This is a genomic window from Mesorhizobium sp. HAY1-8B (genome assembly GCF_056868045.1).
The window spans coordinates 6,611,318-6,628,294 of record NZ_CP200321.1; the positions used below are offsets into that span (position 1 = coordinate 6,611,318).

Annotated in this window: 17 protein-coding genes; all 17 read left to right on the forward strand. The window is 64.3% G+C overall.

Annotated features, from left to right (window positions below; translation table 11 throughout):
• Position 1 precedes the first annotated feature (1 nt).
• The 17 genes from flgG (at position 2) to AC1VON_RS31860 (ending at position 16,960) form a co-directional block, all read left to right on the forward strand.
• Positions 2-790: a flagellar basal-body rod protein FlgG gene (gene flgG / locus AC1VON_RS31780; protein ID WP_127275716.1), complete on the forward strand. Its 789-nt coding sequence runs from the start codon at positions 2-4 to the stop codon at positions 788-790.
• Positions 791-796: 6 nt separating this feature from the next.
• Complete coding sequence (gene flgA / locus AC1VON_RS31785; protein WP_172348768.1) at positions 797-1,333, forward strand: flagellar basal body P-ring formation chaperone FlgA; 537 nt, start codon at positions 797-799, stop codon at positions 1,331-1,333.
• Positions 1,330-2,571, forward strand: coding sequence for a flagellar basal body P-ring protein FlgI (locus AC1VON_RS31790; protein WP_172348767.1), 1,242 nt, complete (start codon positions 1,330-1,332; stop codon positions 2,569-2,571). Before flgA ends, AC1VON_RS31790 begins: the two co-directional genes overlap by 4 nt.
• A 3-nt stretch (positions 2,572-2,574) precedes the next feature.
• Entirely contained in the window at positions 2,575-3,162 is a 588-nt protein-coding gene (locus AC1VON_RS31795) for a MotE family protein (RefSeq protein WP_483126045.1), read from the forward strand.
• Positions 3,159-3,869 (forward strand): flagellar basal body L-ring protein FlgH, encoded by a 711-nt coding sequence (gene flgH / locus AC1VON_RS31800; protein WP_172348765.1) that lies wholly within the window; start codon positions 3,159-3,161, stop codon positions 3,867-3,869. The genes AC1VON_RS31795 and flgH overlap by 4 nt, the downstream gene beginning before the upstream one ends.
• A gap of 20 nt (positions 3,870-3,889) precedes the next feature.
• Positions 3,890-4,384 (forward strand): flagellar basal body-associated FliL family protein, encoded by a 495-nt coding sequence (locus AC1VON_RS31805; RefSeq protein ID WP_172348764.1) that lies wholly within the window; start codon positions 3,890-3,892, stop codon positions 4,382-4,384.
• Positions 4,381-5,112, forward strand: a complete 732-nt coding sequence (gene fliP / locus AC1VON_RS31810; protein ID WP_027030822.1) for a flagellar type III secretion system pore protein FliP — start codon at positions 4,381-4,383, stop codon at positions 5,110-5,112. The genes AC1VON_RS31805 and fliP overlap by 4 nt, the downstream gene beginning before the upstream one ends.
• A gap of 245 nt (positions 5,113-5,357) precedes the next feature.
• Positions 5,358-6,353 carry a flagellin N-terminal helical domain-containing protein gene (locus AC1VON_RS31815; RefSeq protein WP_172348763.1) on the forward strand — a complete coding sequence of 332 codons (996 nt, stop codon included), beginning with the start codon at positions 5,358-5,360 and terminating at the stop codon, positions 6,351-6,353.
• Between the two features lie 273 nt (positions 6,354-6,626).
• Complete coding sequence (locus tag AC1VON_RS31820; RefSeq protein WP_172348762.1) at positions 6,627-7,697, forward strand: flagellin N-terminal helical domain-containing protein; 1,071 nt, start codon at positions 6,627-6,629, stop codon at positions 7,695-7,697.
• Between the two features lie 131 nt (positions 7,698-7,828).
• The gene (gene fliF, locus AC1VON_RS31825; protein WP_483126046.1) at positions 7,829-9,478 is read left to right on the forward strand and encodes a flagellar basal-body MS-ring/collar protein FliF; all 1,650 of its coding nucleotides are present in this window, start codon (positions 7,829-7,831) and stop codon (positions 9,476-9,478) included.
• 3 nt (positions 9,479-9,481) lie between these two features.
• Positions 9,482-10,102: a hypothetical protein gene (locus AC1VON_RS31830; protein ID WP_483126047.1), complete on the forward strand. Its 621-nt coding sequence runs from the start codon at positions 9,482-9,484 to the stop codon at positions 10,100-10,102.
• Positions 10,099-11,478 (forward strand): MotB family protein, encoded by a 1,380-nt coding sequence (locus tag AC1VON_RS31835; RefSeq protein WP_483126048.1) that lies wholly within the window; start codon positions 10,099-10,101, stop codon positions 11,476-11,478. The genes AC1VON_RS31830 and AC1VON_RS31835 overlap by 4 nt, the downstream gene beginning before the upstream one ends.
• Positions 11,475-12,848: a chemotaxis protein MotC gene (locus tag AC1VON_RS31840; RefSeq protein WP_483126049.1), complete on the forward strand. Its 1,374-nt coding sequence runs from the start codon at positions 11,475-11,477 to the stop codon at positions 12,846-12,848. The genes AC1VON_RS31835 and AC1VON_RS31840 overlap by 4 nt, the downstream gene beginning before the upstream one ends.
• Entirely contained in the window at positions 12,845-14,215 is a 1,371-nt protein-coding gene (gene fliK / locus AC1VON_RS31845) for a flagellar hook-length control protein FliK (RefSeq protein ID WP_483126050.1), read from the forward strand. Before AC1VON_RS31840 ends, fliK begins: the two co-directional genes overlap by 4 nt.
• Positions 14,145-14,732 (forward strand): transglycosylase SLT domain-containing protein, encoded by a 588-nt coding sequence (locus tag AC1VON_RS31850; protein WP_483126408.1) that lies wholly within the window; start codon positions 14,145-14,147, stop codon positions 14,730-14,732. Before fliK ends, AC1VON_RS31850 begins: the two co-directional genes overlap by 71 nt.
• Before the next feature lie 223 nt (positions 14,733-14,955).
• Complete coding sequence (locus AC1VON_RS31855) at positions 14,956-15,624, forward strand: response regulator transcription factor (RefSeq protein ID WP_019860967.1); 669 nt, start codon at positions 14,956-14,958, stop codon at positions 15,622-15,624.
• 79 nt (positions 15,625-15,703) lie between these two features.
• Entirely contained in the window at positions 15,704-16,960 is a 1,257-nt protein-coding gene (locus tag AC1VON_RS31860) for a flagellar hook protein FlgE (RefSeq protein WP_172348756.1), read from the forward strand.
• Positions 16,961-16,977 lie beyond the last annotated feature (17 nt).

Here is a 16,977-nt window from a genome sequence, read left to right on the forward strand (position 1 = left end):
CATGAAAGCACTCGCCATCGCCGCCACCGGCATGAATGCCCAGCAGACGAACCTGGAAGTCATCGCCAACAACATCGCCAACATCAACACCACCGGCTACAAGCGTGCCCGCGCCGAATTCTCCGACCTGCTCTACCAGGTCGACCGCACGCAGGGCGTGCCCAACCGCTCCAACGCCTCGCTGGTGCCGGAGGGCGTCTCGATCGGACTCGGCGTCAAGACGACGGCCGTGCGCAACGTGCACACCCAGGGCGAACTGACCAGCACCGGCAACAGTTTCGACATGGCGCTGACCGGCAGGGGCTGGTTTCAGATCGAGGGCGCCGATGGCGGCACGCTCTACACCCGCGCCGGGGCCTTCAACACCAACGCCACCGGCCAGCTGGTGACGGTGGATGGCGCCAATGTCATTCCGGCCATCACCGTGCCGGTCGACGCCGTCGAGGTCATCGTCAACAAGACCGGTCAGGTCTTTGCCCGCATCGACGGCCAGACCGACCTGCAGAATCTCGGCCAGCTCCAGATCGTCAACTTCGCCAACGAGGCCGGCCTCGCACCGCTCGGCGACAATCTGTTCCAGGAAACGACGGCCTCCGGCCCGGCCAATGTCGGTGTGCCCGGCGACCCCGGCTTCGCCACCATCCAGCAAGGCTACCTCGAGGCTTCCAACGTCGACCCCGTCAAGGAAATCACCGAACTGATCTCGGCGCAGCGCGCCTATGAGATGAATTCCAAGGTGATCCAGGCCGCCGATGACATGGCCTCGGTCGTCTCCAAGAACATCAGGTAACGGATGATGGTCATGCCGATCTCCTGCTCCGCATTTCGCCGCACCGCGCTGATCCTTGCGCTGGTGGCCGGCGGCATGCCGGCTTTCGCCCAGGAGTCGGCAAATCAGTCGGCAAATCAATCGGCGACGCAGATCGCCAGCAATCAGACTGCCGGCGAGGTCGTGCTGATCCCCAACCGGGTCATCTATCCCGGCGAGACCATCGAGCTTGCAGCCCTGAAGCAGGTGACCCTGATCCCGGGCAAGCACAAGCCCGAAGCGATGGCGACCCGCGCCGAGGAGCTTCAAGGCAAGATCGCCAAGCGTACGCTGCTGCCCGGCCGCTACATTCCGTCAACCGCCATCCGCGAGGCCTGGCTGGTCGAACAGGGTGCCGCGGTGCAGGTCTTCTTTGTCGCTGGCGGACTGACGATCACCGCAACCGCCGTGACGTTGCAGCCAGGTTCGGCCGGCGACCTCATCAAGGTTCGCAACAGCGACAGCGGCAAGATCCTCTCCGGCACGGTGATGGCCGACGGAACCATCCAGGTCAGCGCTTCATGATGCGCCCGCTTGTCCTTCTGCTCGCGACCGCGCTCGGCCTGCAGCCGGCGCTGGCCGACGGCCTGACACCCAAGGCCAAGCGCGATCTCGCCGCCAGGAATGGCGGCGTCTACGACGATCCGGAATATGATCCGGCGACCACCACCCGCATGTTCCGCGTCTCGCCCGGGCCAAGCTCGCTGCCGCCCGGCCAGGTCGCCTCGCGCATCAAGGACATCGCCCAGCTGCAGAGTTCGCGCGACAACCAGCTGGTTGGCTACGGCCTCGTCATCGGGCTCGCCGGGTCCGGCGACAGCCTGCGCAATTCGCCGTTCACCGAGCAGTCTATCCGCGCCATGCTCGAGAATCTCGGCATCGCCACCGAAGGCGGCAGCGCGCGCGCCAAGAACGTCGCCGCCGTCATCGTCACCGCCAACATGCCACCCTATGTGCAGTCGGGTGCCCGCATCGACATCGACGTCTCTTCGATGGGCGACGCCACCTCGCTTGCCGGCGGCACGCTGATCATGACACCGCTGAAGGCGGCGGATGGCGAGATCTACGCGGTCGGCCAGGGCGCCGTGATCGTTTCGGGTTTCACCGCCCAGGGTCAGGCCGAGCAAGTGACGCAAGGCGTGCCGACCGCCGGCCGGGTGCCGAACGGCGCCATCGTCGAGCGGCAGGTGAAAGCCGAATTCGACGACCAGTCGACGTTGACGCTGCAATTGCGCAACCCCGATTTTTCGACCGCCATCCGCATCGCCGACGCGATCAACGACTACACCAGCCAGCGCTTCGGCATGCGCGTGGCGGCCGAGCGCGATTCCCGCACCGTCCAGATCAGACGGCCGAAGAACGTTTCGGCGGCCCGCTTCTATGCCGAGATCGAGAATCTGGTGGTTGAATCCGACACGCCGGCCCGCGTCGTCATCGACGAGCGCACCGGCACCATCGTCATCGGCAACGACGTCAAGATCTCGCGCGTCGCCATCAGTCATGGCACGCTGACCGTGCGCATCACCGAGGCGCCGCGCGTCGTGCAGCCCGAACCCTTCTCCAAGGGCGAAACCGCCGTCGAGCCGTTCACCGCCATCGATGTCAGTCGGCCCAACGCCCGCGTCGCCGTGCTTGACGGACCCGACCTGCAAACCCTCGTGTCCGGCCTCAACCGTCTCGGCGTCAAGCCGGATGGCATCATTGCCATCCTGCAAGGCATCAAGTCGGCCGGCGCCCTGCAAGCCGATCTGGTTCTCCAATAGGCCATGCCGATGATCTCGTCTCCCTCATCCCATGAAAGGCGCCCTCCCCGCGCGATTCTGTTCGCGGCCGTGGCTCTCGCGGCCATGTCCGTTGCCGGTGGCATCGCCCACGGCGAGGATGTCGTTCGCCAGGTTCTGCCCGGCGCGCAGCCCGCGGCGGCGCCGCAGCAATTGACCCGGGAGAAAGCGCCCGACCAGAGCGAGATCGAGCGCTTCTGTTCCAACATCGCCGACGCCGCGCGCGACCGCCGCTACGCCTTGCAGGCCGAGGAGTTGAAACAGCTCCAGGCCGGCATCGACGAGCGCATGAAAGCGCTGGACGCAAAGAAAGCCGAATACGAGACCTGGCTGAAGCGGCGCGAGGTATTCCTCGCCCGGGCCGAGGACGGCGTCGTGAAGATCTATGCCGGCATGAAACCCGATGCGGCGGCCGAACGGCTGGCAATGGTCAACGCCGACCTGGCGGCGGCCATCCTGATGAAGCTCGATTCACGCAAGGCCGGCGTCATTCTCAACGAAATGGACCAGAAGGCGGCGGCGACGCTCACCGGCATCATGGCCAGCGCAGCCCGAAGGGTAGATCCGTCATGATCCGCAGAATGCTCATCCTGTGCGCGGTCGCGGCACTGTCCGGCTGCGGAACCAACCTCAAGGAGGTCGGCAAGGAACCGTCTCTGTCGCCGGTCGGCTCCGGCATCGACGGTGGCAGCACCGGATCCATGTACAAATATCCCGAGACGCCGCGGCAGCCGGTGAAGAAGTTCTCCCTGTGGGACGATCGGCAGAGCCGGCTGTTCACCGATCCCCGGGCGCTGTCCCAAGGCGACATCCTGACCGTCAAGATCAAGATCAACGACCGCGCCAACTTCAAGAACCAGAACGACAGGAGCCGCACCGCCAACCGCAAGCTCGGTTTCGACATCAGCGCGCAATGGGACAAGGTCGGCAGCACCGCCGGCAAGGGCTCTGGAGCGCTCAACTCCCAGACGGACACGACCGCCGATGGCGAGATAAAGCGATCGGAAACACTGGAGCTCAACGTCGCGGCTGTCGTCACGGACGTCCTGCCCAACGGCAATCTGATGATCAGCGGCTCGCAGGAAGTGCGCGTCAACTATGAACTCAGGGTGCTGACCATCGCCGGCATCGTGCGGCCGGCCGATATCGGCGCCGAGAACACGATCCCCTATGAGCGTATCGCCGAGGCGCGCATCTCCTACGGCGGACGCGGCCGCATAAGCGAGGTTCAGCAGCCGGCCTACGGCCAGCAGGTTCTCGACCAGGTTCTTCCGTTCTAGGAATTGGAGAACAAAACGCCATGGCCAGTATCGAACAGGTTCAGTCTCGCAAGGGCCCTTCCCTTGTGGTCCAGGGCGCCATGCTGCTGGTGGTGACGGCCGCCGCCATCGGCATGGGCTGGATGTCCGGCGGCTATCTCAAGGGCGTCGGCGCACCGTCATCGGTGCCGGTTGCGCCCGAGAATGAAGGCAAGGTCGCTGAGCCCGCCGCCGCGCACGAAGCCGGCACGGGACCGACGCTGGTCGCGCTGGCGCCGATCACCACCAACATCGCCTCGCCCACCGACACCTGGATCAGGATGGAAGTATCCGTGGTCTACGATGCACCGCAGCCGCCAACGATGGCGGAGGATATCCATCAGGACCTTCTGGCTTTCGTGCGTACGCTGAAGATGCATCAGATCGAGGGCGCCAGCGGCTACCAGCACCTGAAGGCGGATCTCGAGGAACGAGCCTCGATCCGCAGCCAGGGGCATGCCAAGCAAATTCTCATCAGGACATTGCTGCTCGAATGAGAAAATTCCTTCTCGCTATCGCATTGATCGGTGCCGCCACCTCCGTCGCGGCGGCGCAGCAGCTGGACCTTGGCGGCATCGGCAAGGCCGACGGCACCACCGTCGGCTACATCATCCAGATGTTCGGCCTGCTGACCGTGCTGTCGGTGGCGCCGGGGCTGCTGATCATGGTGACGAGCTTCACCCGTTTCGTCATCGCCTTCTCGATCCTGCGCGCCGGCATCGGCCTGCAGTCGACGCCGGCGAACCTCATCCTGATTTCGCTGTCGCTCTTCATGACCTTCTATGTCATGGCGCCGACCTTCGATCAGGCCTGGAACACCGGCGTCAAGCCGCTGATGGACAACCAGATCAGCCAGACCGAGGCCTTCGAGAAGATCTCGGATCCGTTCCGCACCTTCATGCTGCACAATGTGCGCGACAAGGATTTCGACCTCTTCGCCGATCTCGCTCGCGAGCGCGGCCAGGTCGTTGCCAAGGAGACGGTCGACCTGCGCATCCTGGTGCCCGCCTTCATGATCTCCGAGATCCGCCGCGGCTTCGAGATCGGCTTCCTGATCGTGCTGCCATTCCTGGTCATCGACCTGATCGTCGCCACCATCACCATGGCGATGGGCATGATGATGCTGCCGCCCACCGTGGTGTCGCTGCCTTTCAAGATCCTGTTCTTCGTCCTGATCGACGGCTGGAACCTGCTCGTCGGCAGCCTGGTGCGCTCCTTCAACTGAGCTTGCCGCCTCGGCCAAAGCCTCGCCTGCCCGGAACAACCGGGCAGCGTGTCCGATGTCGTCGATTTTTCCGCGAATTATTTTCGATTAACCGTCCGATTTAGTCCTTTGGTAGGGACTTGCCGCCATAGTCGCTCGCAGATGGCGGGTGACCCAAACGCAACGGTCATTGGCATGATGCCGCTCCGTCATACCGGACAAACCGGTATGTCAAAAAAACCTGTAAAATTAGGGTACGAGTAGCCATGGCCAGTATCATGACCAATGCCTCGGCGCTGACCGCGCTGCAGAGCTTGAACGCCACCCAGAAGAACCTCGACACCACCCAGGCCCGCATCTCGACGGGTTATCGCGTCTCCCAGGCTTCGGACAACGCCGCTTACTGGTCGATCGCCACCACGATGCGCTCCGACAACCAGGCCATGTCCACCGTTTCGGACGCGCTCGGCCTCGGCGCTTCCAAGGTCGACACCGCCTACACCGGCATGGACAGCGCAATCACCACCATCAACCAGATCCAGCAGAAGCTGACCGCATCTTACGGCCAGACGGATGCTTCCAAGGAAAAGACCCAGGTCGAAATCGCCGCTCTTCAGAAGCAGTTGAAGGCCTACGCCGATGGCGCCACCTTCTCCGGCACCAACATGCTGTCGGTAAACAGCGGCGCGACGGCCACCAGCGCTGCGGACGTCAAGATCGTTTCGGCCTTCAACCGCACCTCCACCGGTTCGGTTTCGATCTCGACGATCGATGTCAACGTGGAAAGCATCAAGCTGTATGAAGCCGGCACCGCCGCGACCTTGTCGAAGGGTATCCTCGACTCCAATCGCCTGGGCACCACCGGCGCCGCCGTCGCCACGGCCTCGGCTCCGACCCTGGGTGCCGCCGCCGCGGCTACCGACACCTATACGGTCGCCAGCCTGGCCATCTTCTCGGGCACCACTGCTGCCAGCGACACCCAGATCCAGCAGATGATGACGGTCGTCGATGCCGCGCTCAAGGACATGACGAACGCCGCCACCAAGCTCGGCTCCGCCAAGAGCTCCATCGATCTGCAGAAGACCTTCACCTCGAGCCTGATGGACTCCATCGATCGCGGCGTCGGCCAGCTCGTCGATGCCGACATGAACAAGGAATCGACCCGCCTCCAGGCTCTGCAGGTTCAGCAGCAGCTGGGCGTCCAGGCGCTGTCGATCGCCAACGGTTCGTCGCAGTCGATCCTGTCGCTCTTCCGCGGCTGATCGCTCTCAAACGGCTACATCGTCAAACGGGCCGCGCCAAAAGCGCGGCCCGTTTTGCATTTGCTCCAGCCCCGCGCAACCCTCGTTTCTTAACCCTCGAAAGCACGCCTTTAACAGGGCGTTAACCATAACGCGCTAGTCATGGTTAACCATAGCTTACAACGGATTGGCGAATCGGTCCGGTCGGGTCGACGGCAATCGATGGGGCGGGCCAGCGGCTCGCGAGGGCAACGCCGGTTTTGAGAAAGCCGGCCTGGGAAAAGGAGCGAGTTCTTGGCGAGCATCATGACAAACGCTGCGGCGTTGACTGCACTTCAAAGCCTCAACGCCACCAACAAATCGCTTGAGCAGACACAGTCCCGAATCTCGACGGGCTACAGGGTCTCGGAGGCCGCCGACAACGCCGCCTACTGGTCGATCGCGACGACGATGCGCTCCGACAACCAGGCGCTGTCGACGGTCCAGGATGCGCTCGGCCTCGGCGCCTCGAAGGTCGACACCGCCTATACCGGCATGAACAACGTCCTGACGACGATCGGCCAGATCAAGACCAAGCTGCTTTCCACCGTCGGCCAGACGGACGCCGCCAAGGCAAAGACGCAGACGGAAATCACCGCGCTCCAGGCGCAGATGAAGTCCTTTGCCGATGCCGCCACTTTTTCGGGTTCCAATTTCCTGTCGGTGACGTCGACGCAGGTCGCCACCAACAATGACGGCGTCCAGCCCGACGCCAAGATCGTCTCGTCCTTCAATCGCTCCTCGTCAGGCGCCATTTCGCTCGGAACGATCGACATCGATGTCGAGAGCACGAAACTGTTCGATTCCGGTCTCTCCACCGCCGTCAAGAACCAGGGCACGCTCGACCGCAAGACTTCCGTATACGCGACAGCGGCCGCCCAGACCCTTTACGACAATGCCTATGCGACCGCGATTGCCGGCGGCGCCACCGACATCGCCGCCAACACCGCTGGCCAGACGGCGGCGGGAGCGACGGTTGCCAAGATCGACAACGTTTCCGCCTTCAATCTCGACATCACGGCAGCAGGCGTAACCGACGACATCATCACCCAGATGATCGGCAAGATCGACAATGTCATGAGCCAGCTGACCGACCAGGCCACCATCCTCGGCTCGGCCAAGAGCAGCATCGACCTGCAGAAGACCTTCACGCAGAGCCTGATGGACTCCATCGACCGCGGCGTCGGCCAGCTCGTCGATGCCGACATGAACAAGGAATCGACCCGGCTGCAGGCGCTGCAGGTCCAGCAGCAACTCGGCATCCAGTCCCTGTCGATCGCCAACAGCTCCTCGCAGTCGATCCTGTCGCTGTTCAAGAACGGCTAATTCAGCCGTAACCGACGGATACCCCCACTTCCAATTCACGGGCCGCGCCGCAAGCGCGGCCCGATTTCATTTTCGCACAAGCTTCGAGGGCTAGTGTTCCGGCGGACAATCATGCTGGGAGTCGCTCTATCGTGCCGGAACAGATCCAGAGCATCATCTCGAATCTCCGCGATTTTGGTGTGAAGCGCCTCGCCATGCTCGCGGGCATCGCCGTTCTGGTGATGGGTGTCATCGGCATCGCCTCGGTCTACCTCAACCGTCCCGCCTACGACACGCTCTATGTCGGGCTCGATCGTTCCGACGTGAACCAGATCGGCCTGGTGCTGGGCGAGGCCGGCATCGGCTTCGACGTCGGTTCGGACGGAACCTCCGTTCTGGTGCCTGCCGGCACCACGGCGCAGGCACGCATGCTGCTTGCCGAAAAGGGCCTGCCCACCAGTTCCAATGCCGGTTACGAGCTGTTCGACAATGTCGGCTCGCTCGGCCTCACCTCGTTCATGCAGCAGATCACCCGTGTGCGCGCGCTCGAAGGCGAGATCGCCCGCACCATTCAGTCCATATCGGGCATCAAGGCGGCACGCGTCCACATCGTCATGTCCGAGCGCGCCAATTTCCGCCGCGACGAACAGCAGCCCTCGGCATCGGTCGTCATCCGCTACGCCGGCATCGACGCCGAGAAAAGCGCCCAGTCGATACGCCATCTCGTTGCCGCCGCCGTCCCCGGCCTTTCGGCCGACAAGGTGACGGTGCTCGATTCCAACGGCAACCTGCTGGCCGCCGGCGATGATCCCTCCAACACCAGCGCGGCCCGCACGCTCGGCGTCGAGCAGACCGTGGAGGCGCAGATCGGCGACAACATCCGTCGCGCGCTCACCCCCTATCTCGGGCCCGATAATTTCCGCGCCAGCGTCAAGGCCGATGTCAACACCGACACGCGCCAGACCGAAGAGACGATCTTTGATCCGGAGTCGCGCGTCGAGCGCTCGGTGCAGTCGGTGCGTGCCAATGAGAACAGCAACCAGAAGCAGGCCTCCACCCCGGCCAGCGTCGAACAGAACCTGCCGGAGACCCAGGCGACCAGCACCGAGGGCCCGCAGACCTCCTCGGCCAACGACCGCAAGGAAGAGATCACCAACTACGAGATCAACTCCAAGAAGATCGCCACCGTCTCCAACGGCTACACCGTCACCAAGATGTCGATCGCCGTGGTCGTCAACCAGGACCGGCTGAAGACGATCCTGGGCAAGGACGCGACCCCGGAGCAGATCGCCAAGCGCGTCGCCGAGATTCAGAAGATGGTAAGTTCCGCCACCGGCTTCGATGACAAGCGCGGCGACGTGATCGACGTCTCCGCGGTCGAGTTCATCGACGGACTGGATGGCGAGGCGATCCCGCAGGCTGGAATGCTGGATTCCATCGGCCAGCATGCCGGCACGCTGATCAACGCCGGCGCTTTCATCGTAGTGGTGTTCCTTGTGGCCTTCTTCGGCCTGCGGCCGATGGCGGCGGCGCTGACGGCAAAGGCGACGCCCGCTTTGTCGGGTCCCAATTTCGATGAAGTCCAGCGTTCGCTGCCGACACCGGAGGCAGCCGCTTCCGCCGATGCGGGTGCCGCTATCGGCGCCTTGCCCGGCGCGCGGCCCGGCGCCACCCCGCTCGATGATCTTCGCCAGAAGATCAGGCCAGCGCCGCAGGAGCGGCTTGCCCGCATGGTCGACCTCAATGAGGAGCGCACCGCGCAGATCTTGCGCAAATGGGCGGCCCAGGAAGTCGCGGCGTAACCCATGGCCTCCGCAGCCCTTTTCGATCTTCTCCCTGATTTCGGCACGCGCGCGCCGCGCGTCAGCCAGCCCCAGGCCACGTCCGAACACAAGCCGGAAGCATCCGCACCGCTGGCCGATATCGGCACGCTGATCGCCGAGGCGGTCGCCCAGGCGGAGGCGGCGCTGGCGGAACGGCTTGTCGCTGCCCATGACGCGGCACTGGAAACGGAGCGCCAGGCCAATGCCGAGGAAGCACGGATCTTTCTCGAGAGCTTGGGCGGTGACGTCGGCAACGCCGTTTCGACACGCATCGACGCCATGGAGGCACGCGTGACGGATCTTGTCGCCGCCACGGTCGCCCGCATCATCGGCGGTGTCGTCAGCGACGACCTGCAGAAGCGCTCGCTTGAAGCGCTTGCCGGCACGGTTCGTGAAGCGGTCGGCGATGGCGAAGCGGTGCGCATCGCGGTGCGCGGGCCGCTGTCGCTGTTTGAGACGCTGAAGGCATCGCTTGGACCCCGCGCCGCGAATCTCGACTTCATCGAGGCGCCCGGCTTCGACCTGACCGTGACCATTGACGAGGCCGTGTTCGAGACACGTATGGCCGAATGGTCGGCAACCCTTTCCGAGGTCTTGTCATGAGCGTCGCCGAGGCCGATCACGGCAGGCACGAGATCATCATCGTGCGGCGGGCTCATGGTGATCACGACGAAGGCCACCATGGTGGCGTCTGGAAGATCGCCTTCGCCGACTTCATGACCGCCATGATGTGCTTCTTCCTGGTCATGTGGCTGATCAACGCCGCCAACGAACAGACCAAGGCGGCCGTCGCCAGCTACTTCAACCCGGTAAAGCTGGTCGACCGCAATTCAAGCCGCAAGGGCCTGGAAGACCTTGGCGACGGGCCGAGCGCGATCGGCGCGACGACCCAAAACCCGCAACCGGCGACTGCCAAGGCAGGTCAAGGCGGCAATGGTGATGCGGGCTCATCCGACCGCAAGCAGGACAAGCAGGATCCACAGCAGCCGCAGCAATCCGACGATCATCTCTTCGCCGACCCTTACGCGGTGCTCTCGGAAATCGCCACCGACACCGGCGTCATGCAGAATGTCAGCCAGAAGGGTGATGGCGGTGCACAGAGCGCCGGTCCCGCGATAGGCGCCTCGGGCGGCGCATCCTACCGCGATCCCTTCGAACCCGATTTCTGGTCGCAGCAGGTGGCCACGCCCGCCGCCGAGGCGAGTGCCCAGCGCGCCAAGATCGAGGGCGATCCTCTCAAGCCGGGAGACAAGGCTGCCGAGACGCAGGTTGCCAAGGTCAGGGCCGAGCCGCCCGCACCGCCGGTCGAGGACGCTCCGCTCGAGCCCCTGGCGAAGGATGGCAAGGAGGTTGCCGCGGCTATGGCCAAGGCCGGCGAAACCAGAGCCAGCGATGCCAAGGCAGCGAATGGCAAGGTCACGGACACCAAGGCGGCGAATGCGCCCCAGCCGGATGCAACCGTCGAGAAGCAAGAGGCTGCAAAACCCGAGACTGCGGAAAAGGCGCCCACCGCCGCCGCGCTGAAGGCGGCCGCCGACGTCAAGCAGCAGCTGGCTGATGCTTTCAAGCCCGGCGACAAGCTTCATGATGGCGTCTCGGTCGAGGCCACCGACAAGGGCGTCGTCATCTCGATCACCGATCAGCTCGACTTCGGCATGTTCGAAGTCGGATCGGCTGTACCGAGCCGTGAACTGGTGCTGGCGATGGAAAAGATCGGTCGCATCGTCAACGGCCAGAAGGGCACCATCAGCATCAACGGCCACACCGATGCGCGCCCCTTCCGCAGCGCCAGCTATGACAATTGGCGGCTATCGACGGCGCGCGCGCATTCGGCCTACTACATGCTCGTGCGCGGCGGCGTGGACGAACGCCGGATCACCGAGGTTGCGGGCTTCGCCGACCGCCAGCCGAAGGATCCCGCCGACCCCATGTCGGCGGTCAACCGCCGCATCGAGATCCTGATGGCGACCGGCGGATGAAGCGCGCGGCCGTCACCAGCCGGCTGATGGGCCTGTTGCTGCTGGCCGCCGGGTATCCGTCGGCCGGCCTTGCCCAGGACACGCTGCAGCCTTACCAGCTGGTGCGCTCGCTGCAGCTTATCCAGGATCGCATCGCCGCCGGCGATCACGCCGCGATGCCGATGCAGGCCAAGCTGCTTGAGATGACCGACGCGCGCCTGCGCCAAGCGGACGCCGAGGACTTCAAGGATCCCAGGAATTTTCGCGCGCTGCTGGTCTACGGCATGAGCGGCGGCAATCCATCTACCGTCGAGGCGGCGGTCTCCCGCGCCACCCCGGTGGATGCCCAGTATCTTTCGATTGCCAAGGGCGTCATCAACTATCTGGTTGGCCGGCCCGCCGGCGCTATTGACGTCCTGAAGCCAATCGATCCCATGACATTGCCAAGCGACCTCGGGGCCTTTCTTGCGCTGGTCAAGGGATCGCTGATGGCGACGGACGACCCGGCGGCGGCGCTCACGCTGCTCGATGAGGCCAAGCTGCTCAGCCCCGGCACCCTTGTCGAGGAAGCCGCCTTGCGGCGCTCGGTCGGCATCGCCGTGGTGCAACGCGATGCCGCGCGGTTCGCGCTTGCCTCCACGCAGTATGTCGAGCGCTATCTCCATTCGCCCTATGCCAGCCAGTTCGCCGATTCCTTCGTTTCCGGCGTCATCGCGCTGCACATGTCGATCAGCCAGGACAAATTGGCCGATATCACCTCGATGATGGATGCCGAGCGCGAGAAGGTCATTTATCTGCGCATTGCCCGCCGTGCCGCGATCGACGGCCTCAGTGAATTGTCGGCCTTCGCCTCGGCGCGGGCCGAACAGGGCCGCGACGGCAACACCAATCAGGGCGATCCGCGCGCCCAGCTTTACTCCAGCCTGTCCACGGTGACGTCGGACACGATCGAGGACGTGCGCACCAAGCTTGGCAAGATCGACCGCAGCAGGCTGTCGGACGGTGACCGTGCCCTGCTCGACGCCGCCCAGGCCATCGCCGGTGAGGTGGTGGCGCCGCCTGCTTCCCCTCCAGCCGCAAGTGCGGCACCGGCAAGCGTTGCACCGCGAACCGAAACCGAGGTCACCGCCACGCAGGCCGCCGACGAGGCCGGATTGCCGCCCGTCGAGGGTGCGGTCTCCGAACAGCCTGCCGTTGCGCCATCCGGCGGCACGGCAGCGGCCGCACCGAGTGCGCCAATGCCTCCGGCCGACTCGGCGACGATCCTGCCGGCATCGGCGCCGGCAAATACTGCCGGTCCCGACACGACCGACCCGACCGACGCCGCCATGATGAAGACCCGTCGACAGCTCGACCTTATCGATCAGATGCTTGGAGCCGCCCCGAAATGACCCCCAGCCTCGGCCCGGCCCTACCAGGATTTACCGCGACGCGCCCGGCGGAGCAGCCGGCCGTGCCCGGAAAGAAGGATGATGCCGGTTTCGGCAGGATGGTGCATCGCGGTGCAAGTCATGCGGAAAAGCAGCCGACGACCGAGACCGGGGCACGCGATCCACGCTGGAGCAAACTTGCCGCCGGCCTTGCGGCGCAAACCGGCGAGGACGAACCGATGCCGGCCGGCAAGGCGAGGACCGCACCGACCGGATTTACGGCCGCGAAATCCACGAAAGACGGCAAGGAAGTCGAGGCGGACAAGGACGCCGACACCGAAATACAGACGACCGACGCCGGCGCAACACCGCTCGACGACCATCTGCTTTTGCTGATGGCGTTTCATGACCTGCGCCATTTCTCGACATCGGCCAAGTCGGCCGACGCGGGCCAAGCCGGACCGGAATCGGCACTCGAAGGACAGATTCTGCCCAAAGCCTATCGGGCAACTTCCGCCGGGCATGACGACCCCGAACCGATGTCGAAGCCAGAGCGGGCGTCGCTCGTCGACGGGCCGCTGACAAAGCTCGACGGCCAGTCCGTCCGCGACGCCGGAGCTGGCATATCGCGGCACGACAATGCAATCGCCGCTGGCCCGCTACCCGAGACGACGGTCGCCGAGGTGCCTGGCGCCGGGTCGAAGCCGCCGGCACCGCAGATGAAATCCATCGCCGACGTCCAGTCCTCGTTGCGGCTGGAGTCAGGAAAACAGCTCCCGGCATCGGCGCGCATCGACGTGGTCTCCGAGCGCAGCTTCCCTGCCCCGCCTCAGGCTTCCATGAGCCAGGCAGCGCTCAGCATAATCAACGCCGTAGCGGCCGATGGTGGCCCGCGGCAGGCGTTTTCGACGACCTCCGCGGCCACCCAGGTGGCCGGCTCTGTTGCTGTTCCGACACATGTGTTGAAGATCGAACTTCACCCGGCCGAACTGGGCATGGTCACTGCCCATCTTCGCCTCTCCGGAGAACAACTCTCGATTGAACTGAAGCCCGAAACGCACGATGCCTACCGCCGGCTTTCCAGCGACAGCGAGGCGATCGTCAAGTCGCTGCGCGGGCTGGGCTTCGAGGTTGACAAGGTCACCATCATGCAACCGTCAGTGGCCGTTCCGGCTACAACCCGGGCGGATGCAACCGCCTCGCCTGCCGCCGCGCCTGGCCGCGACCAGTCCTCCTTCCAGCCCGGAAACTCTGGCGGTGGCAACAATGGAGCCGGCGGCCAGCAACCGGGCCAGCAGTCCGCAAGGGGTAACCATGATGACGCGCAGGATTACGGCCGCGCCGCTTCGCCATCTCGCGAGCGCGCTGGCGGCGATATATTTATCTAGCCTCGCGAACGCCGCCCTCGCCGCCACCAATCCCTGCGAGCCCGAGATTCTGCGCGCCGCCGACCGCTACGGCGTGCCCGCCGGCATCCTTTATGCCGTCGGCCTGACCGAGACGGGCAAGAAAGGCAGCCTTCAGCCTAACGCATTGAATATAGAAGGAAAAGCGGTCTTCCCAAAGAGCCGGACCGAAGCGCTTGCCACCTTCGTCAACGCGCAGCGCGAGGGCAAGACGCTGATCGATCTCGGCTGCATGCAGATCAACCACCACTACCACGCCTCGCATTTCCGCAGCGTCGAGGACATGCTGGACCCGCGCCAGAACGTCGATTACGCGGCGCGTTTCCTGGCCAGTCTCCATGCCCGCCACGAAACCTGGTCGATGGCCGTCGCCCGTTATCATGCCGGCCCGGACAACGACCCGGCGCAGAAGGTCTATGTCTGCCGAGTGATCGCCAACATGGTTGCCACCGGCTTTGGCAGATGGACAACCAACGCCCGCGCCTTCTGCAACCAGTGAGCGCATTTTCTGCTTCTAATGTACCGATTCCGCTGCTTTGGGATTGCCGTTTTGACTTGCCCAGAACTTCCCGCCGCAAGCATATCTGCTGCACGCTAATGCAACCGGTGCGATTCCAAACTCCCAAGAAACTAGTTACAAGAAATGACGGTTGTTCACGATTCCCACCAGCGGTTACGCCATTCCCCACGGGGCAGATGTGCTGATTCGGAAGGCGGGGCCGATGATCGTGATCGTTGACGAGCGAGAGCTCGTGACTGAGGGATACAATTCACTTTTTGATCGCGAGGGCGTCGCCTGCGCGGGCTTCGCGCCCGGCGAATTCGGCGAGTGGGTGAACTCGGCCGCCGACACCGACCTGCGTTCGGTGCGGGCTTTCCTGATCGGCGACTGCCGCGAAGGCGCCATCTCGCCGCGCCAGATCCGCGACCGCACCGGCGCTCCTGTCATTGCGCTCAGCGAGCAGCATTCGCTGGAGAACACGCTGCGGTTGTTCGAGAGCGGCGTCGACGACGTCATCCGCAAGCCCGTCCATATCAGAGAGATCCTGGCCCGTATCACCGCCATCCGCCGTCGCGCCCATGAGGATGTCGCCTACACCGAGATCGGCGCCATGCGCATCTTCATGGACGGCCGCGATCCCGAGATCGACGGCCAGCCGCTGCCCTTGCCGCGCCGCGAACGCCGCATCCTCGAATATCTGGCGAGCAACCGCGGCCGCCGCGTCACCAAGACCCAGGTCTTCAACGCCATCTACGGCATCTTCGACGAAGAGGTCGAGGAGAACGTTGTCGAAAGCCACATCAGCAAATTGCGCAAGAAGCTACGCGAGAAGCTGGGCACCGACCCGATCGATTCCAAACGCTTCCTCGGCTACCGGCTCGTGTTCTGATGCCGCGCCGCGCCAGCCTCGCGCAAGACAGGGCGCGTAGCCTCGCTGCCAGTGGCATGGATATTGCGGAGACATCTCGATGAGCCTCTACGGAATGATGCGGACCGGCGTTTCCGGCATGAACGCCCAGGCAAACCGCCTGTCGACGACAGCCGACAACATCGCCAACTCCGACACCAACGGCTACAAGCGATCCTCCACCGAATTTTCGACGCTGATCATGCCATCTACGGGAGGCGCCTATAATTCCGGCGGCGTCACCACGACGATCCGGCAGTCGGTCAGCGACCCGGGCGTACTTCAATACACCACATCGGTTTCCGACCTTGCCGTCAGCGGCGATGGCTTCTTTGTCGTCCAGGACCCGAGCGGCACGCCTTTCCTGACCCGCGCCGGCGCTTTCGTTCCCGATGCACAGGGCAGGCTGGTCAACGCGGCCGGCTTCCAGCTTATGGCTTACAGCTACGAAAACGGCGTGCCGGCGGCGACGGTGAACGGCTTCGAAGGACTGGTCCCGGTTGTCATCTCCGACCAGGGAATGACCGCAACGCCGAGCACCGAGGGCAGCTACACCGGCAACCTGTCGGCCGGCGCGACCCCGGTCGCCGCCGCCAACCTGCCCTCCACCAACTCGGCGGGGGCGCAGTACACTTCGAAATCCTCGATGGTCGCCTACGACAATCTCGGCAACAAGAAGCTGCTCGACGTCTATTTCACCAACACCGGTGCCGGCACCTGGCAGGTGGCGGTTTTCGACCAGTCCAAGGCGACGCCGGGAACATCGTTCCCCTACACCGGCGGCGCGCTCGGTACAGCCAACCTGACCTTCGACACCACGACCGGCAAGCTCACCGGCGCCACTACAGGCGTTACCTTTACCGTACCGGGCGGCGCCAGCCTCAATCTCGACCTGTCGGCGATGACCCAGCTCGGCACCGGCTTCACGGTTTCCGACGCGCAGGTCAACGGCAACGCGCCGAGCACCATCGACAAGGTCCAGATCGGCAAGGACGGCACCATCTACGCCCAGTACAAGGATGGCTCCACCAAGGCGCTCTACAAGATTCCGCTGGCCGATGTGCAGAGCCCCGACCAGCTCAAGGCACTCCCAGGCAACGTCTACGCGCAGGGCACCGAATCCGGCGCGGTCCGCGTCGGCTTTGCCAATGAAGGCAAGCTGGGCTCGATCATCTCCGGCGCGCTCGAGAATTCCAACGTCGACATCGCCGAAGAGCTGACCGACATGATCGCGGCGCAGCGCAGTTACACCGCCAATTCGAAAGTCTTCCAGACCGGTTCCGACCTGATGGACGTCCTTGTCAACCTGAAGAGATAAACCGGGCGTGGCCCGTG